General features: G+C 69.4%; 28 protein-coding genes. 16 read left to right on the top strand and 12 right to left on the bottom strand.

The features are described 5' to 3' along the window. Positions 1–97: 97 nt before the first annotated feature. On the top strand, positions 98–241 hold the full coding sequence (locus OG876_RS34990) for a GPGG-motif small membrane protein (RefSeq protein WP_328520977.1): 144 nt from the start codon (positions 98–100) through the stop codon (positions 239–241). Between the two features lie 54 nt (positions 242–295). Here OG876_RS34990 and OG876_RS34985 read toward each other — a convergent pair whose 3' ends face one another. Genes OG876_RS34985 through OG876_RS34975 form a run of 3 tightly spaced genes read right to left on the bottom strand, consistent with a single transcriptional unit; the run spans position 296 to position 2,331 of the window. Continuing rightward, entirely contained in the window at positions 296–919 is a 624-nt protein-coding gene (locus OG876_RS34985; protein WP_328520976.1) for a UdgX family uracil-DNA binding protein, read from the bottom strand. 29 nt (positions 920–948) lie between these two features. Further along, entirely contained in the window at positions 949–1,425 is a 477-nt protein-coding gene (locus OG876_RS34980) for a vitamin K epoxide reductase family protein (RefSeq protein ID WP_328520975.1), read from the bottom strand. Between the two features lie 3 nt (positions 1,426–1,428). Further along, a complete protein-coding gene (locus OG876_RS34975; RefSeq protein ID WP_328520974.1) occupies positions 1,429–2,331 on the bottom strand; it encodes a DUF929 family protein in 903 nt (300 codons plus the stop codon). 164 nt (positions 2,332–2,495) lie between these two features. Between OG876_RS34975 and OG876_RS34970 the strand changes: the two genes are divergently transcribed. After that, the gene (locus OG876_RS34970) at positions 2,496–3,131 is read left to right on the top strand and encodes a class I SAM-dependent methyltransferase family protein (protein ID WP_328520973.1); all 636 of its coding nucleotides are present in this window, start codon (positions 2,496–2,498) and stop codon (positions 3,129–3,131) included. Positions 3,132–3,137: 6 nt separating this feature from the next. On the opposite strand, the gene sigJ is transcribed toward OG876_RS34970, so the two are convergent. Further along, a complete protein-coding gene (sigJ, locus tag OG876_RS34965) occupies positions 3,138–4,037 on the bottom strand; it encodes an RNA polymerase sigma factor SigJ (protein WP_328520972.1) in 900 nt (299 codons plus the stop codon). A gap of 101 nt (positions 4,038–4,138) precedes the next feature. Here sigJ and OG876_RS34960 point away from each other — a divergent pair, with 101 nt between their 5' ends. Beyond that, positions 4,139–4,579, top strand: coding sequence for a YybH family protein (locus OG876_RS34960; RefSeq protein ID WP_328520971.1), 441 nt, complete (start codon positions 4,139–4,141; stop codon positions 4,577–4,579). Here OG876_RS34960 and OG876_RS34955 read toward each other — a convergent pair. Continuing rightward, on the bottom strand, positions 4,569–5,345 hold the full coding sequence (locus tag OG876_RS34955; RefSeq protein WP_328520970.1) for a serine/threonine-protein kinase: 777 nt from the start codon (positions 5,343–5,345) through the stop codon (positions 4,569–4,571). The two genes, OG876_RS34960 and OG876_RS34955, sit on opposite strands and share 11 nt — an antisense overlap. 127 nt (positions 5,346–5,472) lie before the next feature. Here OG876_RS34955 and OG876_RS34950 point away from each other — a divergent pair, with 127 nt between their 5' ends. Then, on the top strand, positions 5,473–5,640 hold the full coding sequence (locus tag OG876_RS34950; RefSeq protein ID WP_328520969.1) for a hypothetical protein: 168 nt from the start codon (positions 5,473–5,475) through the stop codon (positions 5,638–5,640). Here the strand turns inward: OG876_RS34950 and OG876_RS34945 are convergent. Continuing rightward, a complete protein-coding gene (locus OG876_RS34945) occupies positions 5,624–7,300 on the bottom strand; it encodes an ABC transporter ATP-binding protein (RefSeq protein ID WP_328520968.1) in 1,677 nt (558 codons plus the stop codon). The genes OG876_RS34950 and OG876_RS34945 overlap by 17 nt on opposite strands. 105 nt (positions 7,301–7,405) lie before the next feature. Between OG876_RS34945 and OG876_RS34940 the strand changes: the two genes are divergently transcribed. The 3 genes from OG876_RS34940 to OG876_RS34930 are packed head-to-tail and all read left to right on the top strand — an operon-like array spanning position 7,406 to position 9,904. Continuing rightward, on the top strand, positions 7,406–8,731 hold the full coding sequence (locus tag OG876_RS34940; protein ID WP_328520967.1) for a sensor histidine kinase: 1,326 nt from the start codon (positions 7,406–7,408) through the stop codon (positions 8,729–8,731). Continuing rightward, the gene (locus tag OG876_RS34935; protein WP_328520966.1) at positions 8,728–9,351 is read left to right on the top strand and encodes a response regulator transcription factor; all 624 of its coding nucleotides are present in this window, start codon (positions 8,728–8,730) and stop codon (positions 9,349–9,351) included. Before OG876_RS34940 ends, OG876_RS34935 begins: the two co-directional genes overlap by 4 nt. 55 nt (positions 9,352–9,406) lie before the next feature. Beyond that, a complete protein-coding gene (locus OG876_RS34930) occupies positions 9,407–9,904 on the top strand; it encodes a hypothetical protein (RefSeq protein ID WP_328520965.1) in 498 nt (165 codons plus the stop codon). A gap of 2 nt (positions 9,905–9,906) precedes the next feature. Here OG876_RS34930 and OG876_RS34925 read toward each other — a convergent pair whose 3' ends face one another. From OG876_RS34925 to OG876_RS34915, 3 genes are all read right to left on the bottom strand, one after another. Next, entirely contained in the window at positions 9,907–10,827 is a 921-nt protein-coding gene (locus tag OG876_RS34925) for a carbamate kinase (RefSeq protein ID WP_328520964.1), read from the bottom strand. A 104-nt stretch (positions 10,828–10,931) separates the two neighbouring features. Next, positions 10,932–12,014 (bottom strand): sensor histidine kinase, encoded by a 1,083-nt coding sequence (locus OG876_RS34920; RefSeq protein ID WP_328520963.1) that lies wholly within the window; start codon positions 12,012–12,014, stop codon positions 10,932–10,934. After that, entirely contained in the window at positions 12,011–12,478 is a 468-nt protein-coding gene (locus OG876_RS34915) for a pyridoxamine 5'-phosphate oxidase family protein (RefSeq protein WP_328520962.1), read from the bottom strand. Before OG876_RS34915 ends, OG876_RS34920 begins: the two co-directional genes overlap by 4 nt. Positions 12,479–12,540: 62 nt before the next feature. On the opposite strand from OG876_RS34915, the gene OG876_RS34910 reads away from it, so the two are divergent. After that, a complete protein-coding gene (locus OG876_RS34910; protein WP_328520961.1) occupies positions 12,541–13,197 on the top strand; it encodes a response regulator transcription factor in 657 nt (218 codons plus the stop codon). A gap of 7 nt (positions 13,198–13,204) precedes the next feature. Here the strand turns inward: OG876_RS34910 and OG876_RS34905 are convergent, their stop codons facing one another. After that, complete coding sequence (locus OG876_RS34905; protein WP_328520960.1) at positions 13,205–13,825, bottom strand: pyridoxamine 5'-phosphate oxidase family protein; 621 nt, start codon at positions 13,823–13,825, stop codon at positions 13,205–13,207. A 188-nt stretch (positions 13,826–14,013) separates the two neighbouring features. Here OG876_RS34905 and OG876_RS34900 point away from each other — a divergent pair, with 188 nt between their 5' ends. Next, on the top strand, positions 14,014–14,358 hold the full coding sequence (locus OG876_RS34900; RefSeq protein WP_328520959.1) for a YciI family protein: 345 nt from the start codon (positions 14,014–14,016) through the stop codon (positions 14,356–14,358). Next, positions 14,355–15,545 (top strand): RNA polymerase sigma factor, encoded by a 1,191-nt coding sequence (locus tag OG876_RS34895; RefSeq protein ID WP_328520958.1) that lies wholly within the window; start codon positions 14,355–14,357, stop codon positions 15,543–15,545. Before OG876_RS34900 ends, OG876_RS34895 begins: the two co-directional genes overlap by 4 nt. A 15-nt stretch (positions 15,546–15,560) precedes the next feature. On the opposite strand, the gene lexA is transcribed toward OG876_RS34895, so the two are convergent. Further along, complete coding sequence (lexA, locus tag OG876_RS34890; protein ID WP_328520957.1) at positions 15,561–16,211, bottom strand: transcriptional repressor LexA; 651 nt, start codon at positions 16,209–16,211, stop codon at positions 15,561–15,563. A gap of 127 nt (positions 16,212–16,338) precedes the next feature. On the opposite strand from lexA, the gene OG876_RS34885 reads away from it, so the two are divergent. Beyond that, positions 16,339–17,514 (top strand): MFS transporter, encoded by a 1,176-nt coding sequence (locus OG876_RS34885; protein WP_328520956.1) that lies wholly within the window; start codon positions 16,339–16,341, stop codon positions 17,512–17,514. 49 nt (positions 17,515–17,563) lie between these two features. Next, the gene (locus OG876_RS34880; RefSeq protein WP_328520955.1) at positions 17,564–18,367 is read left to right on the top strand and encodes a TIGR02569 family protein; all 804 of its coding nucleotides are present in this window, start codon (positions 17,564–17,566) and stop codon (positions 18,365–18,367) included. Here OG876_RS34880 and OG876_RS34875 read toward each other — a convergent pair. Continuing rightward, on the bottom strand, positions 18,325–18,522 hold the full coding sequence (locus tag OG876_RS34875) for a hypothetical protein (protein WP_328520954.1): 198 nt from the start codon (positions 18,520–18,522) through the stop codon (positions 18,325–18,327). The genes OG876_RS34880 and OG876_RS34875 overlap by 43 nt on opposite strands. Position 18,523: 1 nt before the next feature. Here OG876_RS34875 and OG876_RS34870 point away from each other — a divergent pair, with 1 nt between their 5' ends. The 4 genes from OG876_RS34870 to ctaD all read left to right on the top strand — a co-directional run bounded on the left by OG876_RS34870 (position 18,524) and on the right by ctaD (position 22,284). Further along, the gene (locus OG876_RS34870; protein ID WP_328520953.1) at positions 18,524–18,754 is read left to right on the top strand and encodes a hypothetical protein; all 231 of its coding nucleotides are present in this window, start codon (positions 18,524–18,526) and stop codon (positions 18,752–18,754) included. Between the two features lie 122 nt (positions 18,755–18,876). Continuing rightward, the gene (locus OG876_RS34865; RefSeq protein ID WP_328520952.1) at positions 18,877–19,698 is read left to right on the top strand and encodes an alpha/beta fold hydrolase; all 822 of its coding nucleotides are present in this window, start codon (positions 18,877–18,879) and stop codon (positions 19,696–19,698) included. Continuing rightward, entirely contained in the window at positions 19,695–20,498 is an 804-nt protein-coding gene (locus OG876_RS34860) for an LLM class flavin-dependent oxidoreductase (protein WP_328520951.1), read from the top strand. Before OG876_RS34865 ends, OG876_RS34860 begins: the two co-directional genes overlap by 4 nt. An 88-nt stretch (positions 20,499–20,586) precedes the next feature. After that, positions 20,587–22,284, top strand: a complete 1,698-nt coding sequence (gene ctaD / locus OG876_RS34855; protein WP_328520950.1) for an aa3-type cytochrome oxidase subunit I — start codon at positions 20,587–20,589, stop codon at positions 22,282–22,284. Positions 22,285–22,511 lie beyond the last annotated feature (227 nt).

Here is a 22,511-nt window from a genome sequence, read left to right as displayed (position 1 = left end):
GGGAGGTTGTTTGCAGCGTTTGGGGTGGGGCACCGGAGGTCGTGCACGGGGAGTTCAGCCGCCGGGTTTCCGCCCGGCCGGAGAGATGGGAAGGACCATGGGTCTCATTCTGTGGATCATCGCTGCGATCCTCGTCATTGCGGGAATCGTCTCGCTCTTCCGCGGCCAGTTGCTGTGGGGCGCCGCACTGATCGTGATCGGCCTGCTGGTCGGTCCTGGGGGCGTCAGCATCTTCACCTGACCCGCTACCGGATCTGGTCGCCCTCACGTCCCCGGCGTGGGGGCGACCTCCTGTTTACGCGAGGAGGTCGGCTGCGGCGCGGAGGTCCTTGACGAAGTCGGCGAAGTCGCGGCGGAACTCCTGCGAACGGACCACCGCGGACGGGTGGACAGTCGCGACCGCGGCGCGGCCGTCCGGGAGTTCGACTCGCTCGCCGCGATGCTCGGTGACCTTGAAGCCGGTTCCGAGCAAGGACCGCGCGGCCACCGCGCCGAGGATCACCACCAGCTCGGGTTTCACGATCGCGAGCTCGCGGTCCAGCCACGGGTGGCACGCGACGATGTGGCCGACGGCCGGGGTCTTGTGGATGCGGCGCTTGCCCTGGCGTTCGAAGCGGAAGTGCTTGACCGCGTTGGTCAGGTACACCTCCGAGCGGTCGATGCCGGCCTCCGCCAGAGCCTTGTCGAGCAGCCGTCCGGCCGGCCCGACGAAGACGTGACCTTCCTTGTCCTCGACGTCGCCGGGCGTTTCACCGACCAGCATCATCCGGGCGCGGACCGGACCCTCGCCGGGCACGACCTGCTCGGCGTACTCCTGCAGGTCGCACCCGCGACAGTCCGGCAGTGCCGCGCGCAGCTTCCGGATCCCGCCGTCCTGCGGGACCCACCGCGTTGCTCCGGCGAACTCGTCGGTTTGCATGCTTCACCAGTACCCGACTCCGGTCAGTCTCAGCCGCCGTCGGGATCCAGCGCCTGGCGAATGATGACCAGGGCGAACAGCACGAGGGTCAGGGCGTGGACGACCGTGCACCACAGGCAGATGGCGTCGATCTGGAACAGTTCGGCCCAGATCAGGTAGCAGACGAAGATCACGCCGACGACGACGGCGGTCAGCCGGAGGCGGCTCGGCCAGGGGGACGACGTACGCCACATCGGAGGCAGTGAGAGCGCTGTCATGCCGGCGAAGAAGGCCAGGCCGAGAAGGGCGACCGGAATGCCGAAGACCTTGGAGTACTGACTGCTGGTGACCTTCGCGCAGTTGACCACCCCGGTGTTGGGGCAGGCCAGCGTGGTGCCGGCCGTGAAGTGCTCATAGGTCAGGTACGACGCGACCGCGAGACCGGCGATCGACAGGACCAGGATGGTCCAAGGGATCCAGCCGAGCCCGGCTGTGGTCCGCTCGGAGCGCTGTGTGGTGCCGCTCATCGCTCAGCTGCCCCCGAGCTTGGCCGCGGCACCGGTGACGGCCTCCGTCGAACAGACGTTGGCCGGCTGGTTGTTGGTCATCTTGCAGATCGCGGCGGTGTAGACGTTGGCGGAGCCGATGACGGCCTTCGCGATCGGGTTGGACGGGTCCTTGAGCGCGTCCGCGACCTCGGCCTGGGTCTTCCCGGCCAGGATCTCGGGGCTGTACGTCGCGCCCGACGACACGAACTTCCCGCCGAGATCGATGAACGGGATCGAGCCACCGGTCTTCACGTACGGCGGCGCGTTGTAGGTGTCGAACGTCTTCTGATCCTCGGCCGTCGGGGTGTCGAGCGGCGCGTACTGCCCGTTGACCTGCTCGTTCGTGGTGGTTTCGACGCCGGTGAAGGTGAGGTACTGACTGGTGAAGCTGGAGCCGTGGAACGACAGGGTCGGGGTGTTCGGATACACGTCGCTCGCGGAGGAGTGCGTCGTACCGAGGTTGCTGAAGGTGCCGAACCGGGACAGCGCGACCGTGACCGGCCACCGCTCGGCCGCGCAGAACGGGCAGTACTCGGCGCCGATGTAGAGGACCTTCGGCTTGCCGCCCGACGTCAGGGCCGGTGCGGTGATGGGCGACGGTGCGGCCTGGACGCCGGCCGAGCCGACCGCGGCGAAGGTCGACTCCGGGATGGAGGACAGCGCGGTCACGATCTGGCTGTCGGCGGCACCCGACGGTCCGGTCGTGGTCTTCTTGCCACCACCGGCCAGGCGGACGGCGACCAGGCCGCCGACGATGACGATGACGACCACGACGGCCCCGACCGCCAGCAGAAGCCGCCGGCGTCGCTCCGCCCGCTGCTGAGCGGCCAGTTGCGCCGCGATCCGCTCGCGGGCCTTGGCCTTCTGCTCGACACGCCTGCTCATGACTCTCCTTCGCTCGCCACGCCTGGTCCGATTCGGCGCCCATCAAGGACAACTGCTGATCGCCCGCGGAAGTTCCTGCCTCTCCGTCACCGGGAGATTACAGAACGCGGGCACGCCGACCGGAAGGTGGTCAGGCTGTCCGAGGGCGGCGCTAGGTTGCCCGCATGGATTGGCAGAGATGGCATAACGATTATGACCGGCCCGGGTCGGGGTTGGCACGGCGGCTGGCAGTGGTTCAAGGGCAGGTGCGCGCCGCGTTGGACCGGGCACCGACCGGCGCGGTGCGGGTGATCAGTCTTTGCGCTGGGCAAGGACGGGATGTGCTCGATGTGATGGCCGAGCATCCCCGCCGAACTGACGTCCGGGCCAGGCTGGTCGAGTTGGACCCGCGCCTCTCGTCGTTCGCCGACAAGAGGGCACGAGACCTCGGCCTGCAGCGCCAGGTCGATGTGGTGACCGGAGACGCCGCCCAGATCGATCAGTACGGCGGGATGGCGCCCGCGGGCGTGGTGCTGGTGTGCGGGGTCTTCGGCAACATCTCGGATGAGGACATCGAGGCCACGATCGACTCGTGCCCGCAACTGTGTGCAACCGGCGCGACGCTGATCTGGACGCGGCACCGCGAGGATCCGGACCTGGTCCCGCAGATCTGTGCGTGGTTCGAGGCGCGGGAGTTCGAGCGGGTGTGGGTGTCCGATCCGGACGCGGGCTTCGGTGTCGGCGTCCATCGCTTCACCGGCGAACAACGACCACTGGTCCCGGGCCGGACCTTGTTCAGCTTCGTCAGCGGCGGAGTCTGACGCCGGTCAGCTCGTCCAGGGGCGGAGCTTCTCCGGGTTGCGGACCGCCCAGATGTTCGTGATCCGGTCCTCGGCGATGTCGAACGCGAGCACCGTCTCGGTGACGCCCTCGAACTCGATCACCAGACCCGGCTGGCCGTTGACGGTCCGCTCCACCAGCGTGCGGCCGTAGTCCAGGATCGGCAGGCCGGTGAAGTACTGCGCGACGTTCGCGCCACCGTGGACCGGCTCGAGCGCGGCGATCACGACGCCGCCACCATCGGCGACCGCGGTGACGTCGGGGTCGAGCAGATTGACGAGGGTCGCGATGTCGGTGGCCTCCCACGCCTCCTTGAACTGGCGAATGAGCTCGGCGCGCCGGGCCGTCGGTGGTGCGGGGGTCTGCGCCTCGCTGATCCGGCGCCGGGCCGAGGACGCCAGCTGACGGCACGCCGCCGGGGTCCGGCCGACGATCTCGGCCACTTCGGGGAACGGGTACCGGAAGACGTCGTGCAGGATGAACGCGACCCGCTCGGCCGGCGTCATCGCGTCGAGTACGACGAGGAACGCCATGTTCACCGACTCGTCCAGCGTGACCCGATCGGCCGGGTCGGTGCCCGCCCGCCAGTCGGCGTTCTCCGGCAGGGGCTCCGGGATCCATTCACCGACATACCGTTCGCGCCGGACCCGGGCCGAGCGCAGCAGGTCGAGGCAGATCCGGCTGGCGACCTTGGTCAGCCAGGCGCCGGGGGAGTCGATCGCCTCCTGCTCGCGGCTCGGCATCGCGTACCAGCGCGCGTACGTCTCCTGGACGACGTCCTCCGCGTCGGCGAGCGAGCCGAGCAGGCGGTAGGCGAGGTTGATCAGCTGCCGCCGCTCGCTCATGATCGCGCTCAGGCCCGGCTCGACCTGGTCGTCCCCGGTCATGGTGCTTCCCTTCGTCGGTTCCGCCTCTCCTCGGTACGACGAAACGCCGTACCGAAGTGTGAGGTCATCACAGTCCGGCCGACCGTTCCGTCGTACTGATCATGACTACCCAACACGCAACAGACGAAGCCGACATCCGGGACCGGATCAACACGCTGGTCGGCGCTATCCGGACCGGTGACATGGGGGCCGTGAAGACGATCTTCGCGCCGCATGTGGTCTCGTTCGACATCGAGGCACCGCTGCGGCACCTGGGCGCTGAGACGAAGTGGAAGAACTGGGAGAAGGTCTTCACGATCTATCAGTTGCCGCTCGACTACGAGGTCCGTGACCTCACGGTGCTCGTGGACGGCGACCTCGCGGTCGTGTTCGCGGTCAACCGGATCAGCGGCACGCTGGTGAACGGTGCCAAGACCAACCAGTGGGTCCGCTGGACGGCGGCCTGGCAGCGGATCGACGGTCGCTGGATGGTCGTCCACGACCAGGTCTCGGTGCCGACCTACTTCCCCGAGGGGCGCGCCGCGCTGGACCTCACGCCCTGAGCCAGGCAGGCCACGGGCGGAGGGCGCCGGCCGTCTCGGCCAGGGCCGTCAGCGCCTCGGCCGTGGTGAGCCGCTGGTCCGGTTGTGGCGCGATCAGCCCCTGCAGGCTCGCTGGCAGCTCGGCGCCCGCCTCGGCGAGGGTCTGGCCGAGGCTGTAGAGATCCATCGCGATGGACACCGGCTCGCACGCCTCCTGCTCGGGGGAGGCGTACCCGACGGTCCCGACCGGGTGACCCGGCGGTTGCTCGCTGCCGATCCGGCGAGCGCTGCCGAAGTCGATCAGGACCGGGCGGGCGTCGCGAAGGACGATGTTGTCCGGCTTGACGTCCAAGTGGGCCAGACCGCGGTTGTGCAGCGCCATCAGGGCCGGGAGCAGTTGCGCGCCGAGCAGCGCAGTCTCTTCGGCGGTCAGTACGCCGTTCTCCTCGAGCTCGTCGGTCAGCGTCGGGCCGTCGACATACTCGAGCAGGACGTGGGGGATCGGGTCGCCGGTGCCGTCGGCCAGCAGACGGGGGAGAGCCGGGTGGATGTTGCCCGCCAGGGCGGCGGTCTCCCGTTGGAGCGACTTCATCGCGCGGGGATGGTGGATCTGATGCGGGCGCGCCGCCTTGAGTACGGCGGGGGACCACAACGCAACCGACCAGACCAGCCAGGTCTCGCACCGGTGGCCGACGCCGAGACGCTCCAGCGCGAAGGTCCCGCCCGGGAGTTCGCAACCCTCGGCCCAGTCCCAGACGGCCAGCCCGTCCTCGGTATCGACAATCATCGGTCCGCCTCTCTACTTTTGGCCGGGCCTTCGGCGCCGGCAGGTCATGGGGCCTTGGTTCCCGGCCTTCCCTCGTCGCTCCAGTCGCTGCGCTCCCTGCGCTCCGCAGTCCAGGCCGGGAGGCCCCATGACCGCCTGCCGCCGGCTGAGTGCCGGCGGCAGGCTGGTGGGTCAGCCGCGGGAGCGGCTGCGGGAACGGCTGCGGCTGCGGGAGCGCGAGCGGCTACGGGACGGTCCGTGGCCGTGGTGCATGACCGGCTTGATGCGGAGCATGGTGGTCACCTCCTTCCACTGAGTTGGTGTTCGTGCAGGCTGACGACCCGGTCGGCGATGGCCGCCAGGTCGCAATCGTGGGTGACCAGCAGGACCGTGCGTCGCGCGGTCGTGGTCCGGATGGCCTCGATCACCGCGGCGGCCGAGACCGGATCGAGGGAGGCGGTCGGCTCGTCCAGGAGGACCATCGGCGCGGACGACACGGCGGCCCGGGCCAGCGCGACCCGGCGGCGCTGACCACCGGACAGCCGGACACCGCTCTCGCCCAGCGGCGTGTCGTACCCGTATTCCAACCGTCCGGTGAACTCGTCCACCAGCGCCGCCTGCCCGGCCGCGATGACACCCGCGCGGGTCGCGTTCTGGTTGCCGAAGGCAATGTTCTCGGCGACCGTCGCGTCCAGCAGCCACGGGTCCTGCGGGACGAACGCGAACCGGTCCCGCAGGCTGCGCTGGTCGCAGTCCCGGACGTCCACGCCGTCGATCAGGATCCGGCCGGCGTCCACGTCGTACAGGCGGAGCAGGAGGTGCAGCACTGTGCTCTTGCCGATCCCACTCGGTCCGAGCAGGCAGACGGTCTCGCCGGCCGCGATGTCGAGGTCGAAGTGATCGAGGACCGGCCGACCGGTCTCATAGCCGAACGAGACCCGCTCGAACCGCACGCCGGACCGCAGCGCCGGGGCGGGCCGAGCGTCGTACCGATCCTCGACCGCCTCGTCGCAGTGCAGGATCTCGCGGACCCGGGCCGCGCTGGCACCTGCCTTGGCGAGTACGACGGACAGCCGGGTCAGGCCGCGCACCGGCGAGTAGAGGTCTCGCAGGTAGGCGAGGACGACGAGCAACTGACCGACCGTGAGCGCTCCGGACAGCACGTGCCGTCCACCGATCACCAGCACCAGGGCGGCGCCGACCGCCAGCACGACATCGGCCATCGGGGTCCAGCGCGCGTCCACCTCGATCGCTCGCAGCTCGACATCGAGTACGGCGCGATTCCGGGTGCCGAAGATCGCGGCGGCTCGGTCGATGCGCCCGAAGGCCTGTACGGCGCGGACGTTCCGCAACAGATCGGTCGTTGCCCCGGCCAACCGTCCCGACTCGGTCCTTGCATCCTGCTGTGCCACTCGGATGAGCCGACGCTGCCGGACGGCCAGCGCGCCGAGGATCGGTGCGACCGCGAGGCCGATCAGGGCGAGCTCGGGGTCGAAGGCGAACAACAGCGCGAGGACGCCGGCGAGCATCACCGCATCGGGCAGGAACGATGTGGTCACCGCGACCACTGCGTCGAGCACGCGGCCGACATCCGTGGTCAGGCGGGACACGAGTTCGCCACTGCGCATGCGGTCATGCCACCGCAACGACCGCGTCATCGTGCGCTGGAACATCGTGGCGCGGAGTGAGGCGCCGATCCGCTCGGCCGCACCTTCGACGGTCCGCAGACTCGCCATGTCGAGCAATCCGATGATTGCCGACAAGAGGACACTGCCAACGGCTGCCAGTCCGAGGACGACGACTGGATCCGCCGCGGGATCCGGCCCGAGGGCGTGATCGACCGCGAGGGCCAGGGGCCACGGACGGACCAGAACCGCGCCGACTCGCAGTACGACGAACCCGGCCGCGACGGCGAGCGCAGGGAACTGCGCTCGGGCGGCAGGCCCGGCGACGGCGAGTGAGAGCGGAAGCTTCATGCCGACAACCGTCGTCGCCGGCCGGTCGGCTTCGGTAGTGCACCTTGGTACTACGACTGTCGTCGGGCTGCCGCGCGGCGCCGGGCAACCCCTACGATCCCAGGCATGGTGAGACTGCGACGCTCGCGCACGGACCGTGGGCCGATCTCGACGGTCGGGCTGCTGGTGCGATTCACCGCGGCCGGACTGATCGTGCTGCTGTCCCTGGCCGCGCTGATCGCGCTCGTGGCTCGTCAGGCGGGTGTCGAGCAGGCGAGGGAGTCGGCTCGGCAGGTGACCTTTGTGACCGCGCGCGGGGTGGTCGAGCCACGCCTGGACGCCGGCGTGATCGCCGGACAGCAGGCCGCCTTGCGGTCGTTCGACGCGGCGATGCGGAAGTACGTGCTGCAGGGATCGCTGGTGCGAGTGAAGTTGTGGAATGCCGATGGCCGGATTGTCTACTCCGACGAACCTCGGCTGATCGGTCAGCAGTTCCCGCTAGGCGCGGAGGAGGAGGCGGCCCTGCGGCAGCAGGGGAGCAGCGCATCCGAAGTGAGCGACCTGAGCCGGCCGGAGAACCAGTTCGAGATCCCGTACAAGAAGCTGCTCGAGGTGTACGTCGGGGTCCGGGGGCCGCAGGGGGAACCCATGCTGTTCGAGGCGTACTTCCAGTACCAGGCGGTTAACGACGCCGGAAAGGCTGCCTGGCAACGGTTCGCACCGCCCGCTCTGGGTGCGTTGCTCGTGCTGGAGCTGGTCCAGATTCCGTTCGCCTGGTCGCTGGCCCGGCGGGTGCAGCGGCAACAGCGGGAGCGGGAACGGTTGCTGCAGCACGCTGTCGACGCCTCGGACGCCGAGCGTCGGCGGATCGCGGGGGAGTTGCACGACGGCGTCGTGCAGGAGCTGACCGGGTTGAACTACGCCTTGGATGCCATGCGGCTGGGGAATCCGAGCGAGGGGCAGCGAGCGGACTTGATCGCGGAGAGTGCGGGGAGGTTGCGCGCGAGCATCGGGTCGCTCCGGTCGTTGCTGGTGGACATCTATCCGCCGAACCTCGCCGAGGAGGGGCTCACGTCGGCGTTGGCCGAGTTGGCGGCGGGGCTCGAGCGGGCGGGGGTCGACGTACGGCTCGAGACCGACGGGGTGGAGGAGTTGCCGCCTGCGGCCGCGGCGTTGTTGTTCCGGGCGGCGCAGGAAGTCGTGCGGAACGTGGCCGCGCACAGCGGTGCACGTGAGGTGCTGATCAGGGCGCAGCGGGTCGACGGCCGCGGAGTGCTGATTGTCGACGATGACGGCCGCGGGTTCGACGAATCGCGACTCGATGAGCGGAGCAGCAACGGGCACCTAGGGCTACGCTCGATCGGCGACCTGCTCGCCGAGTCGGGTGGCACGCTGACGGTCCGGGCCGCTCCCGGGCAGGGGACACGGGTGGAAGCCGAGGTGCCGGTGTGATCCGGGTGCTGATTGCCGACGATCATGCGATCGTCCGGACGGGCCTGTCCCAGCTCCTCGGTACTGCGGACGACATCGAGTTGGTCGGAGCCGCGAGCGACGGTGCCGAGGCGGTGACGATGGCGGCCGAGTTGCGGCCGGACGTCGTACTGATGGATCTGTCGATGCCCGGGACGGACGGGATCTCGGCGACCGGGCAGATCGTGGCGGCTGATCCAGGCGTGCACGTGCTCGTGCTGACGTCGTTCAGCGATCAGGCTCGGATCCTGGATGCCTTGCAGGCCGGAGCCGAGGGGTATCTGCTGAAGCACAGCGAGCCCGAGGTGATCCTGACCGGGGTGCGGGAGATCGTTGCCGGCGGATCGCCGCTGGATCCGAAAGCGGCGCGCGTCCTGCTGACGAACCGGCGGAGCCCGGGTCCGGAGACGAAGCTGACCGATCGTGAGCAGGAGGTGCTCGACATGGTCGGCGCCGGCCTGCCGAACAAGACGATCGCCCGCCGGCTCGGCATCAGCGAGCGCACGGTGAAGGCGCACCTGACGAACGTATACCAGCGGCTCGGCGTGACGGACCGCACCCAGGCCGCGCTGTGGGCTCAGCGCCAGCGCCGGGACGACTAGGTACTAGTACCAAGGTCTGATAGCGCCGGCCGGGTAGCTGGGACAGCATCAAGGCATGGACTCGGAAGACCTGCGCCGCCGCCCCGTCGTACTGCGCACCAGCGGAGACGACGTGGAGCCGCAACGCCGCCCGGTGCGCTACCTCGCCTGGGCCGGCACCGGCTTGCTGGGCCTGGTCGCGGCAGCCGGACTGGTCGCCGGAGGTACGGCGGTCTGGTCCGCCTTCGATCCTGGTACGCCGGGCCGGTCGCCCGCGCCACTGTGGTTCCCGCCACCGGAGAACATCACTCCCCAGAGCGCGAAGGTCACCCCGACCCCGGACGACCACGGCGGCGACCGGACCCGCACTCCCGGCCCCAGCACCGCTACCACCGAACCCGGCGACGACAAGGGTGGCGACCGGACCGCCACCACCAAGCCGACCTCAGGTGTCTCGTCCTCAGGTAAGTCGACGTCTGGCAAGTCGAGTTCGGGGACGCCGACTTCAGGACAGAGCGGCTCGGGCAAGTCCGGCTCGGGGAAGTCGTCCGACGACGGCTCCGGCCACCACTGAGGTCAGCTCACCCGTGGACTGCCGGCAACGATCTGGGTCCCCTTGGCGCCCGCGATCACTGCGGCCGCCTCGTCCAGAGAGCCGATGGCGGCCCGGCCCTTGGTCGCTTCCACGAACCGGCCGGCGGCGGTGATCTTCGGCCCCATCGATCCCGCGGGGAAGCGGAGCGCGGCGAGGTCCGCGATGCCGATCTCGTGCAACGGGCGCTGGGCCGGCGTCCCGTAGTCGAGATAGACCGCCGGCACATCGGTCAGCATCACCAGCAGATCCGCCCGGAGCTCCGTCGCGATCAGCGCCGCGGTCAGATCCTTGTCCACGACGGCGTCGACCCCGGCCAACCTCGCGGCACCTTCGACCACTGGGACGCCTCCGCCACCGGCCAGGATCACGGTGACGCCGTTGCGGAGGAGGATCTCGGCGGCGTCGAGCTCGACGATCCGGCGCGGCTCCGGTGACGCGACGACCCGGCGCCACTCGGGGCCGTCCTGGTGAAAGGTCCAACCTGTCGTCGACCTGAGCAGGCGAGCGTGGTCCTCGGGATACCCGCTCCCGACGTACTTCGTCGGCGTACCGAAGGCTGGATCGCCGGCGGAGACGACGGTCTGCGTGACCAGGGTGACGGCTCGGCGGGCCAGTCCCGCGTTGGTCAGTGCCTGCTGGATCCAGTAGCCGATCACGCCCTGGGTTTCGGCGACCAGGTCGCTGAGCGGATACGGCTTGGTCAGGCCCGGGTCCGCCGTACTCTCCAACGCGAGCAGCCCGACCTGCGGTCCGTTCCCGTGCACGATCACCACCTCGTGCTCGGCCGCCACGGCCGCCAACGCCGGCGCCGCCACGGCCAGATGGGCCACCTGCACCTCTGCATCCGGCCGTTCCCCGCGCCGCAACAACGCATTCCCCCCGAGCGCGATCACCATCCGCATACCTTCAGCGTGACACGCTCACCCAGCGAGCTCGTGCCCTCACAGGCCGTGTGGCGCGGGACCTTTAGCCCTGAGCACACGGCAGCGGGCATGGGCGAGCAGGCTCAGCTGCGCGGCTGGGCGAGTGGCACGCGCAGTTCGAGGACGGTGCCATGCGGCTGATTCCTTTCCAGCCGCACGGCACCGCCGAGTGCTTCCGCGCGCTCCTGGAGGTTGCGGAGTCCGCTGCGGTGGTCCCCGGCGGGCACGCCGACGCCGTTGTCGGCAACCCGGCTGATGACCTCGGTGGCGGTCGCCGTGACGTCGACTGTCACCGCGGTGGCTTCGGCATGGCGTACGACGTTCGAGAGCGACTCACGGACCGCCGCGAGGAGCTGGGGACGGACCTCCAGCGGTACGACGGCGTCGAGCGGGCCGGTGCAGGTCAGCTCGGCGCGGAAGCCGAGGGGGCCGGCGTACTCGGAGACCAGTGCCTGGAGGTCGGATCGGAGTGAGCGGCGAGCCGGGTGGTGGTGCAGCTCGAAGATCGCCGCGCGCAGGTCGCGGATGGTGGAGTCGATGTCCGCGATGGCGCGATCGATGCGTGCCTGGATCTCGGCGTTCACCATCCGGTGGATGCCCTGCAGTTGCAGCCCGGTCGCGAACAAACGCTGGATCACCAGGTCGTGCAGATCCCGGGCGATCCGGTCGCGGTCCTCCAGGACGGCGATCATCGAGTGCTCCCGCTGTGCCTGGGAGCGATCCAGCGCCAGCCGCGCGTGGGCCGCGAACATCCTGACCAGCTCGTCGGCCTCGTGCACCGCACCACCAGGCTCGGCCGCCACGAAGAACAGCCCGCCCACCGCGGACGACGCCGGCGGCAGCGGAGCGACGAGGGCCGGTCCGAGTGACGCGATCTGGGGGATGTCGACCACACTCACCCGGTCGGCGCGCACCAGGTGATCCAGTCCCGCGACCCGCTTGCCGACGTACTCCTCGAGCTCGGACGGCCCGTCGAGCGCGGCGAACACGAGGTCGTCGTGGTCTGTCAGCAGGACGGCACCGGCGTGCGCGCCGGAGACCTCGCGGGCCCGGCGGGCGATCAGCCGGAGGGCGTCCTGCTCGTCGAAGTCCCCGAGCAGGAACTGTGTGATCTCTGCGGTCACCTCGTACAGGCGCCGCCGGCCGACGTCGTCCTGATCGCTCACCTGGCCACGGTACGAAGCCCGTGGCGGTTTGGGAACGCTTCGGAGCCGTTGCCCTGAGCATCAATAGACGCACGCCGGCCGCTGAGCGACTCGACGCCGAGCCGGAACAACGGGCGGCCACGCAGCCCCACCCACGACGGCGCAATCCGCTCCAGGTCGGCCGCCTCAGCAGCGGGTACGACGGACAGATGGCCGATCGAGGTCACGGTCCACCCGAGGCGCCGGGACGGATCGAAGTCATCAACCTCGAACGCGACCACGTCACCACGGTGGGCGGACCGGACCCATTCGGAGTCGTCGGACGCGAAGACGATCGTGTCCGTGTCGACGAGGAAGTTCACCAGCCGGATGACCGGCAGGCCGCCGTGGGTGAAGACCAGCCGCCCGACCGGGACCGAGGCCAGCAGGCGGAGACATTCGCCGGCGTCGAGAATCTCGCCGGCGGCGCCGTCATGGCTTCGCATCACAACCTCCGGGGTCGGCTTACTCTGAGCGGGACGGGTGCTGCCGGGGGAAGCGAGACGCGATGACGATCAAGGTGTTCCTGCTCGACGACCACGAGGTCGTCCGGCTCGGGCTGCGGCAACTGCTCGAGAGCGAGCCGGACATCGAGGTGATCGGCGAGGCGTCGACCGCGGCGCACGCGATCGCGCGGATCCCGGCGCTCAGCCCGGATGTCGCCGTGCTGGATGTCCGGCTGGGTGACGGCGACGGGATCACCGTGTGCCGCGAGGTGCGGTCGTCGATGGACACGCCGCCGGCCTGCCTGATGCTGACCTCGTTCTCTGACGAGGAAGCCTTGTTCACCGCGATCATGGCCGGTGCGGCCGGCTACCTGCTCAAGCAGGTCAGCGGCACCGACCTGGTCGGAGCGGTACGGCGTTTGGCCGCGGGGGAGTCGCTGCTCGACCCGGCGATGACGGCCCTGGTCCTGGAGCGGCTGCGGAACCCGGTCGATGTCGAGGACGACCCGCGGTACCAGTCGTTGACGGATCAGGAGCGGCGGATCCTCGACGAGATCGCGGTGGGGAAGACCAACCGGCAGATCGCGCAGAGCATGTTCCTGGCCGAGAAGACCGTGAAGAACTACGTCTCGGCCCTGCTGCGCAAGCTCGACATGGAGCGGCGGACCGAGGCGGCCGTGTACGCGGTCGAGCGCGCGAAGCGCCGGCCGAAGACCTGACCCGCTGTCACCAGGCGCGGACGCGGCGGCCACTGATGTGCTCCGGCTCGATCACGACGAGGATCTCCGGTTCGTCGCCCGACTCGTCCGCGAACGGTCGCCACGCGAACATCTCCTGGAGGGAGCCCTGCCGGCAGCGCCCCGAGACGAGCACGCTCCAGCCGTCCCGCGCGACCCCGTCCAGCCGATCGACCTCGAACGCCACCGGACCATCGCCGTACTGCGCGATCGCCGTGGCAGCCCCGGTCCGGAACACGATGAGCCGGTCGTGGAGGGTGTAGGTGACCGTCCGTACCGACAGCCGGCCGGACAGGTCGAACGCGAGCCGGCCACTGCCACCGGGCGCGAGGAGTGCGAGGCACTCGTCCTCGCGGAGGTGGTCGAGGACCGGATGGAGGGCGGCGAGTCCACGGACGGGCGTTGTCCGTGAACCCGTGCGACCGGAGACGGTGGTGTCCAGCGCACCGGCCAGCCGGATCAGAGCCCCAGCCGTCAGCTGCTGTGACTCCTGCGACGCGTCGGCATCCGGCCCGGACCGCGCAGACCCCTCCTCCTGCGCCAGTTCGAGCGGGACCCGCCGCGACTGGTCTCTCTCCTGAGGAGACCGTGATCGGCTGGACGATGTCATCGAACACTCCTTTCCTGCCGCACCATCGATCCAAGCGGGGGAGCCGCCCCGACCGGCAGTGCCGGAGGACCTTTCCCGGCAGGTCCGAAAGTCCCCGCCGGCTGAGGCCCCCACTGTCGGATCCGGCCGGATCCCGATCGTCTTGGTGGTGTCGAGTGAGTGTGAGACTGACCGCAGGAGGTGTGCGCGTGAAGTACGTGCTGATGTTCGTGGAGACCGAGGAGTACGCGAAGGAGCTTGAGGCGATGGCGCCGGACGACCGGGACCGGGCGTATCAGCGGGTGATGCAGTGGTTCGACGATCACCGGGACAAGATCCGGAGCGGGAGCAAGCTGCAGGCGGCGGAGTCCGCGACCACGGTCCGGTTCAGCGGCGGCGTACCGATGACCACCGATGGGCCGTTCATCGAGGGCAAGGAAGTCATCTCCGGGTTCAGCGAGATCGAGGTCGCCGATCTCGACGACGCGCTGCGGATGGTGAAGACCTGGCCGGCCTGCCCGATCGTCGAGATCCGGCCAGTGCAGCAGCTGTGAACACCGACGACGAGCTGGCCCGCGTGGTGCGTGATCACGCGGGCCGGCTGGCCGGATCGCTGGTGTCGTTGCTCGGCGACTTCTCGGCGGCCGAGGACCTGGTCCAGGACGCCGTCGAGATCGCACTCCGGCGCTGGCCGGTCGAGGGGATCCCCGAGCGACCCGACGCGTGGCTTTTCACGGTCGCGCGCCGGCGCGGTCTCGACGTACTGCGGAGGCAGCAGAACTACCGCGCCAAGCTGGCCCAGCTCCAGTGGCCCGTGCAGCCGGCTCCGGACGACCGGCTCCGGCTGATCTTCACCTGCTGCCACCCGGCGCTGGCCCGCGAGGCGCAGATCGCCCTCACGTTGCGCGTCGTCTGCGGACTGACGACCGCGCAGATCGCGGCCGCGTTCCTGGCCTCGGAGTCGGCCGTCGCGCAACGGATCACCCGGGCGAAGCGCAAGATCACCGATGCCGGGATCCCGTATCGCATCCCGCACGACGACGAACTCCAGGAGCGTCTCACAGAGGTGCTGACCGTCATCTACCTGCTGTTCAACGAGGGGTATCTGTCCAGCACGGCCGAGCGGGTCCACTCCCGCGATCTGGTCGACGACGCCGAATGGCTCACCGCGCTCCTGCACGGTCTGCTCCCGAACGAGCCTGAGGTCGCCGGCCTGCTCACCCTGATCCGTCTCCATCGAGCCCGTACGGCGGCCCGCTTCACCACCACCGGCGACCTTGTCCTGCTCGAGCACCAGGACCGCGCCCGCTGGGATCACGCCGCCATCGCCGACGCGACGGCCTTGCTCACCCGCACCGCCCGGCGTCACAGGGCTCCCGGTCCCTACCAACTCCAGGCTGCCATCGCCGCCTGCCACAGCGAGGCCCGGACCTGGGCGGCGACGGACTGGGAACAGATCCTCGTGCTCTACGACATGCTCCTGGTCGTGCAGCCGACACCGGTCACTCGCCTGCAGCGCGCGATCGCCTTGTCGTACGTCGAAAACGCCAAGGCGGCGCTCGCCGAACTGGATGAGCTCTCGACGGACCTCCAGGCGTATCCGTTGTTCCATGCGACGCACGCACAGTTCCTCCGCGACCTCGGTCGCGACGCCGAAGCGCACGCGGCCGACCGACGGGCCGCCGATCTGACCGCCAATCCCGCCCAACTCGGATTGCTGCAGGAGCGGCTGGCCCAGTAGTCGAGCTGCTCGGCGTCAAACGCTCCGCAGCACCGACACGACGATCCCGAGGATGGCCGCGTTGTCGCCGTCGATGACGTCGTACGCGGGGTTGCGCGGCTCCAGGTACACGTGGCCGTTGCGGCGGCGGTAGACCTTGACGGTCGCCTCGTCGTCGATCATCGCGGCGACGATCTGGCCCGAGTACGCCTCGGACTGCTGCCGGACCACGACGATGTCGCCGTCGCAGATCGCGGCGTCGATCATCGACTCGCCCCGGACCCGCAGGCCGAAGACGTTCCCGCGGCCGGTCAGTCCGCGCGGCAGTTGCAGTACGTCGTCCACGTGCTCGACCGCCGAGATCGGCGTACCGGCCGCGATGTCACCGACCACCGGCACCGGTACCGAGTCCTCGGACTCCCGGGCGGTCGGCTCCGGCAGGAACATCCGTACGTCGATCGGCCGCGAGACCGACGGGCTCCGGCGCAGGAACCCCTTGTCCTCCAGGCTGGCCAGGTGCTTCGACACCGACGACGAGGACCGCAGCCCGACCGCGTCACCGATCTGCCGGCTGCTCGGCGGGTACCCGTACCGCGTCACCCAGTCCCGGATCACCACCAGGATCCGCTGCTGCCGCTCGGGGAGCGCGGCGGTGTCGAGGTCCCCGAACAGATCGAGATCAGTCACCACGAGATCCTAGAGCGACCCACCCCGAGGACCTCCGCCCGACCCGCCGCACCGGATCGGCAACATCCGCGGATCGGCTCCGACGTCGCCTCCGAAAGCGTGCAGAGGGCGCGCCGAGGAGGTTGTGATGAACGTCGGACGCGCACGCTGGGCCGTGACCGCGGTGTTCTTCGTGAACGGATGCCTGATCTCCAGCTATCTGTCCAGGATCCCGTCGCTCAAGGCCGAGCATCAGCTGACCGAGAGCCAACTCGGCATCGTGCTCACGCTGTTCGGTGCCGCGGCGCTGGTGTCGATGCAGTTCGTCGGCGGTCTGGTCGCTCGAGTGGGCAGCCGGCGGCTGATCAGGATCGCCCTCGCAGTCCTTCCGTTCCTGCTGGTGGGTGTCGGTCAAGCGCGCAGCGTCGTACAACTCGGCCTTGCGGTGCTCCTGATGGGACTCGTGCATGGTGCGGTCGATGTGGCCATGAACGCCCACGCGGTCGCGGTCGAGCGGCTCCGTGGGCGGCCGATCATGAGCGGGTGCCACGCGGCGTGGAGTATCAGCGCGGTGCTGACCTCGCTGTCCAGCGCCGTGGCTACTCGTGCCGACGTCGAGCTCGGCAGCCAGTTCGTGGTCGTGGCGGCGGTACTGCTCCTGGTGGGACAGGTTGTCACGCGCGGGCTGCTCCCACCCGCGGCCGACCAGACCGATCGCGTGACGCGATCCGGGTGGACGGTGGGCTGGACCCGGCCGGTGCTGATCTTCGGTGCGATGGGCTTCGTCGTGATGGTCGGCGAGGCGGCTGTGATCAGCTGGAGTGGCGTGTTGCTGCACGAGTCGCGCGGCGCGGACCTCGCGACGGCCGGCCTGGCGTTCACCGCGTTCACCGCGTTCCAGACCGTCGGCCGCTTGATCGGCGATCGGTTGACCGAGCGGTACGGCGCCGCCGCACTGTTCCGGACCTGCGCACTGGTGGCCGTGATCGGGCTGACCGTGGTCGTCGCCGTACCGCTGTGGCCGGTGTCGATCGCCGGCTTCGCGCTGGTCGGGCTCGGCGGATCGGTCCTGCTCCCGTTGGTCTTCAGCGCGGTCGGTCGCACCGGCGGGGTCGAGGCCGCGACCGCGGTGTCCCGGCTGACCACCTTCACGTACGCCGGAGTCCTGATCGGACCGGCGATCGTCGGCTGGTTCGCGGCGGCGGCCGGGCTGGTCTGGACGTTCACCGGGCTGCTGCCGCTCCTCGTCGGCGTCGCGGCGAACAGCCGGCTGCTGTCGGCGAGGCCGCGTGTGCGGCAGCCCTTGACTTCGGCAGAGCGGTAGGAAAGACCAGACCAGCAGCCAGCCGGACGTGCCGTCTACGATCGGGCGGATGAACGGTCCGCCGGAAACTGTCCTGGAAGCGTTCGGCCTGTCCGACAGCGCCGTACTCCTGCCTGGTGGGCAGGGGGACACGTGGCGGTGCGGGGCTGTCGTGCTGAAGCGTGCGGGGTTGCCGGCGGAGGCCGAGTGGCGGGCCGCCGTGCTGGATCAGCTGCCGGAGTCGACTGCGTTCCGGGTGGCTCGGCCGGTGCGGAGTGCGAGTGGTGCTTGGGTCGCGTTCGGCTGGGAGGCCTCGGAGTTGCTGGCCGGTGCCACGGACGTGAGCCGGCAGGACGAGGTGCTGACGGCCGGCGTCGCCTTCCACGAGACGGTTGCGGGACTGCCGCGCCCGGACTTCGTCGCTACGCGGGACGATCCCTGGTCGGACGGCGATCGGGTCGCCTGGGACGAGCGGTCGATCGGCGGGAGTCCGGCGTACGTCGAGTTGGTGTCGCCGCTCGTCGAGGCGCGTCGGCCGGTCGACCTCGTGGCACAGGCGGTGCACGGGGATCTGCCGGGGAACGTGATGTTCGCCGCCGGGTTGCCGCCGGCGATCATCGACTGGCCGGTGTACTGGCGCCCACCCGCGTGGGCGTCGGCCGTCGCGGTGGCCGACGCCCTGTGCTGGTACGACGCCGAGCCGGAGCTGGCGGCGCGGTGGTCAGAGTTGCCGGAGTGGGGGCAGATGCTGGTCCGGGCGCTGATCTATCGGATCGCGACCGACGAGCTCGCCCACGGCCCAGAGGTCTGGACGCCCGATCGCCGGGCGGTCTATGAGCCGGTGATCGAGCTGGCCCTCTCGTACGTGGGCTGAGCTTCTGGCGCCGCACCCGCGAGCCGGGCCGCAACGACAATGGTGCCGAAGGCAAGGATCGCGAGGCCGGCGCCGATCCAGCCGACCGCGGGATAGCCGGCGCCGGCGATCTCGGCGTACCTGACTCCGGCTGCGATCAAGCTCGGCGCGTCCACGGTGCTGTACGGCTATGTGAACCCGCCGCACGCGGGCACGACGGCGTACCTGCAGCGGCGGTCGGGGACGACCTGGGTTGCGGTGACGACCGGGAAGCCGGCGACCAACGGCAAGTACGCCTTCGGCATCAAGCCGACCGCGCGCGGGACCTACACCTACCGCGTGGTGTGGCTGGCCGACGCCGACCACCAGGGGACGCAGACGGTGTCCAAGGTGCTGACGGTCAGCTGACCGTAGGTCCAGGCCGGCCGCTCGGTGTGTGCGGCCGGCCTGCGGGGCGATCGCCACGGGCGATCAAGATCATCGGAAACAATCGCTTTTCGTGATGGTGTTCGGCTTCTACGGTCGGAGACATGACTTCCGAGAAGCTCTATCCGGTCAACGGCGCGGAGATCTGTGCGGAGACGTTCGGTGATCCCGCCGATCCGGCGGTCCTGCTGATCCACGGCGGTTCGGCCTCGATGCTCTGGTGGGACAGCGGGTTGTGCGGGAAGCTCGCGGTCCGCGGCCGGTATGTGATCCGCTACGACCAGCGCGACACCGGGCGATCGACGTCGTACCCCGTCGGCCGGCCGCCGTACTCGATGCGGGACCTGGCCGCGGATGCGGTCGGACTGCTGGATGCCTTGGGCGTCGATCGTGCGCACGTGGTCGGGCAGTCGATGTCCGGCGGCACGGCGCTCACCCTCGGCGTCGACTACCCGTCGCGGGTTGCGTCGGTGACGTTCGTGTCGACGAGCACGGGTGCGGACGGCCTGCCGCCTCCGTCGCTGCCGCACCTGGAGGGACCCGACTTCGACGACCCGGCCGCGGTCGAGGAGTACGTCGTACGGTCGATCGAGGCGGAGTCAGCCGGGTACTTCGACGAGACCGCGGCGCGTGATCTGGTGCGTCGCGACATGGCGCGGGCGCGGGACTATGAGGCGTCGCTGACGAACCACTACGCGATGGCGTTCGACGGACCCGTGAACGGTGGGTTCGCTGACTTGTCGATGCCGGTGCTGGTGGTGCACGGCTCGTTGGATCCGGTCTTTCCGCCGGCGCACGGGGAGGCTCTGCGCGCGGCCGTGCCCCATGGTCGCCTGGTCGTCCTCGAGGGTGCGGGGCACGGGGTCCCGCCTGAGCTCTGGGATGTCTTTGTCGACGTCCTCAGCGATCACACCGCGAGCCGATGATGCGCTTCGCGGTGTGGGTGCCGCTGTTCGACGAACTGGCGGATCCGTTGACGGTTGCGCGGTTGGCAGCCGCCGCGGAAGGGGCCGGGTGGGACGGGCTGTTCGTGTGGGACCAGCTGTGGTGGCGGGCACCGGTCACGGCTGTTGCCGATCCGTGGATCGTGCTGGCCGCCGTGGCCGCGTCGACCGAACGGTTGCGGATCGGGCCGATGGTGACACCGGTCGCGCGCCGGCGCCCAGTCAAACTGTTGCGCGAGGCAACAACGCTGGATCGGCTGTCCGGTGGACGTCTGAGGCTCGGTGTCGGTCTGGGGAGCGATCGGTTCGCGGGGGAGTTCTCCCGCTCGGGGGAGGAGGTCGACGATCGCGTCCGCGCCGAGCAACTCGACGAGTCCCTCGAGATCCTGAAGGCCGGCTGGACCGGTGAACCTGTTTCTCACCAGGGCAAGCACTACACCGTCGACTCGGTGCGCTTCCTGCCACGGCCCGAGACGGGCCGGATCCCGATCTGGGTGGCCGGGTTCCCCGGGAATGCGAGGCCGCTGCGCCGGGCCGTGTGCCACGAAGGCTTCTTCCCGGTCAACCTGACCTCGCCGGATCAGTTGGCCGACGTCGTGGCGACCGTGCAGTCCCTCCGCGGGTCCCTCACCGGGTATGACATCACCGTCGCTGTCTCACCGTCCGCCGACGTACGCCCGTACGCGGCTGCCGGCGCCACCTGGTGCCTGACCGACTTCGACCCGGCCACCCTGCGGCTGGCCGACGTACGCGCGGTGATCGACGCCGGACCGGCGCGCTGAGGCCGGGCTTCTTCCTGCGACGCCGGTTCGGGTGTGTAATCGGAGGAATGTGGGTTCCGCGCAGGCGGGATCGTCCACGGGAGGACGCATGGCGAGTGTCAGCGAACACACCGGGGTAACTGAACGCACCGGTCCGGTCGCCGTCGGGCCGGCTCGGCGGCCGCTCGGGGTGGTGATCGGACGGTTGCTGTCGACGACCGATCACAAGGTGATCGGCCAGTTGTACCTGATCACGTCGTTCGCGTTCTTCCTCGTCGGCGGAATCATGGCGCTGATCATCCGCGCCGAGCTCGCCGAGCCGGGTCTGCAGATCGTGAACGAAGAGGTCTACAACCAGCTCTTCACCATGCACGGCACGATCATGCTGCTGCTGTTCGCGACCCCGTTGTTCGTCGGGTTCGCGAACGTGATCATGCCGGTGCAGATCGGTGCGCCGGACGTGGCGTTCCCGCGGCTGAACATGTTCAGTTACTGGCTGTTCCTGTTCGGCGGGTTGATCACGCTGGCCTCGTTCCTGACTCCGGGCGGCGCGGCCGACTTCGGCTGGACGGCGTACTCGCCGCTCTCGAACGCTGTGCGCTCGCCGAATGTCGGTGGCGACCTGTGGGTCATGGGCCTGTGGATGGCCGGTCTCGGCACCATCCTCGGTGGCGTCAACTTCGTCACCACGATCATCACGATGCGGGCGCCCGGTATGACGATGTTCCGGATGCCGATCTTCTGCTGGAACATCCTGGTCACGTCGATCCTGGTGCTGATCGCGTTCCCGATCCTGGCCGCGGCCCTGCTGATGCTGGAGGCGGATCGGCGGCTAGGGGCGCATGTGTTCGATGCGGCGAACGGTGGTGCGTTGTTGTGGCAGCACCTGTTCTGGTTCTTCGGGCATCCCGAGGTGTACATCATCGCGCTGCCGTTCTTCGGCATCATCACCGAGGTCCTGCCGGTGTTCAGCCGCAAGCCGGTCTTCGGCTACATCGGCCTGGTCGCGGCGACGATGGCGATCGGCGCGCTGTCGATCGCGGTGTGGGCCCACCACATGTTCGTGACCGGTGGCGTGAATCTGCCGTTCTTCTCGTTCATGACGTTCTTGATCGCGGTCCCCACCGGGGTGAAGTTCTTCAACTGGATAGGCACGATGTGGGGCGGGTCAGTGTCGCTGGACACGCCGATGCTGTGGTCGCTCGGCTTCCTGGTGACGTTCCTGCTGGGCGGTCTGACCGGGATCATCCTGGCCTCGCCCGTGCTCGACTACCAGTTGAACGACTCGTACTTCGTGGTCGCGCACTTCCATTACGTCGTGTTCGGCACCGTGGTGTTCGCGATGTTCGCCGGGTTCTACTTCTGGTGGCCGAAGATGACCGGGCGGATGCTCGACGAACGCCTCGGTAAGGTGCACTTCTGGCTGCTGTTCATCGGCTTCCACACCACGTTCCTGGTGCAGCACTGGCTCGGTGTCGAGGGCATGCCGCGGCGCTACGCGTCGTACGGCGCGCACGAGGGCTTCACCACGCTGAACCAGGTGTCCAGCGTCGGCGCCTTCATCCTCGGGCTGTCGACGCTGCCGTTCTTCTACAACGTCTATAAATCCCGGCGGAACCCGCTCGTGGGCGTCGATGACCCGTGGGGCTGGGGCCGGTCGCTGGAGTGGGCCACCAGTTGCCCACCCCCACGCCACAACTTCGACCGCCTGCCCCGAATCCGCTCCGACAGCCCAGCCTTCGACGCCAACCACCCAGAACTGTCAAGCATCAACCCAGCCCAAAACCTCCTAACCCCAGACGACTAACCCCGCCAACCCGAGTGCCACGCCCAGCGAGGTGTTGCTGGCGCTGCGCCGCCGCGCGAGCTCCTTCGGGCAGCGCGCTCCCGGGCGCGCCCCGCGCGTGACCGCCGTCACCAGAGCCGCCCCGCCCGCGCGCTCAGCCATAAACCCAGGGGAAGCACGCGTGGAGCACCACCGACCCGCGTGCACCTTCGGGCAGCGGGCCTGCAGCACCACCGACGCCAGCGGCC

It is taken from the genome of Kribbella sp. NBC_00359 (genome assembly GCF_036097425.1).
In the GTDB taxonomy this organism is placed as follows: Bacteria; Actinomycetota; Actinomycetes; order Propionibacteriales; family Kribbellaceae; genus Kribbella.
Note: the sequence above shows the minus strand (reverse complement) of the source record. Positions and strands in the feature narration are given on the sequence as shown.

Bases quoted from the DNA above. Each gene is read 5' to 3' on its own strand.
- OG876_RS34930 (WP_328520965.1), top strand. From the start codon at position 9,407: ATGGACTCGGAAGACCTGCGCCGCCGCCCCGTCGTACTGCGCACCAGC.
- OG876_RS34905 (WP_328520960.1), bottom strand. From the start codon at position 13,825: ATGACATCGTCCAGCCGATCACGGTCTCCTCAGGAGAGAGACCAGTCG.
- OG876_RS34970 (WP_328520973.1), top strand. From the start codon at position 2,496: ATGGATTGGCAGAGATGGCATAACGATTATGACCGGCCCGGGTCGGGG.
- ctaD (WP_328520950.1), top strand. From the start codon at position 20,587: ATGGCGAGTGTCAGCGAACACACCGGGGTAACTGAACGCACCGGTCCG.
- OG876_RS34880 (WP_328520955.1), top strand. From the start codon at position 17,564: ATGAACGGTCCGCCGGAAACTGTCCTGGAAGCGTTCGGCCTGTCCGAC.
- OG876_RS34865 (WP_328520952.1), top strand. From the start codon at position 18,877: ATGACTTCCGAGAAGCTCTATCCGGTCAACGGCGCGGAGATCTGTGCG.
- OG876_RS34915 (WP_328520962.1), bottom strand. From the start codon at position 12,478: ATGCGAAGCCATGACGGCGCCGCCGGCGAGATTCTCGACGCCGGCGAA.
- OG876_RS34860 (WP_328520951.1), top strand. From the start codon at position 19,695: ATGATGCGCTTCGCGGTGTGGGTGCCGCTGTTCGACGAACTGGCGGAT.
- OG876_RS34910 (WP_328520961.1), top strand. From the start codon at position 12,541: ATGACGATCAAGGTGTTCCTGCTCGACGACCACGAGGTCGTCCGGCTC.
- OG876_RS34985 (WP_328520976.1), bottom strand. From the start codon at position 919: ATGCAAACCGACGAGTTCGCCGGAGCAACGCGGTGGGTCCCGCAGGAC.
- OG876_RS34960 (WP_328520971.1), top strand. From the start codon at position 4,139: ATGACTACCCAACACGCAACAGACGAAGCCGACATCCGGGACCGGATC.
- OG876_RS34980 (WP_328520975.1), bottom strand. From the start codon at position 1,425: ATGAGCGGCACCACACAGCGCTCCGAGCGGACCACAGCCGGGCTCGGC.
- OG876_RS34885 (WP_328520956.1), top strand. From the start codon at position 16,339: ATGAACGTCGGACGCGCACGCTGGGCCGTGACCGCGGTGTTCTTCGTG.
- OG876_RS34925 (WP_328520964.1), bottom strand. From the start codon at position 10,827: ATGCGGATGGTGATCGCGCTCGGGGGGAATGCGTTGTTGCGGCGCGGG.
- OG876_RS34975 (WP_328520974.1), bottom strand. From the start codon at position 2,331: ATGAGCAGGCGTGTCGAGCAGAAGGCCAAGGCCCGCGAGCGGATCGCG.
- OG876_RS34950 (WP_328520969.1), top strand. From the start codon at position 5,473: ATGACCGCCTGCCGCCGGCTGAGTGCCGGCGGCAGGCTGGTGGGTCAG.
- OG876_RS34945 (WP_328520968.1), bottom strand. From the start codon at position 7,300: ATGAAGCTTCCGCTCTCACTCGCCGTCGCCGGGCCTGCCGCCCGAGCG.
- OG876_RS34990 (WP_328520977.1), top strand. From the start codon at position 98: ATGGGTCTCATTCTGTGGATCATCGCTGCGATCCTCGTCATTGCGGGA.
- OG876_RS34940 (WP_328520967.1), top strand. From the start codon at position 7,406: ATGGTGAGACTGCGACGCTCGCGCACGGACCGTGGGCCGATCTCGACG.
- sigJ (WP_328520972.1), bottom strand. From the start codon at position 4,037: ATGACCGGGGACGACCAGGTCGAGCCGGGCCTGAGCGCGATCATGAGC.
- OG876_RS34955 (WP_328520970.1), bottom strand. From the start codon at position 5,345: ATGATTGTCGATACCGAGGACGGGCTGGCCGTCTGGGACTGGGCCGAG.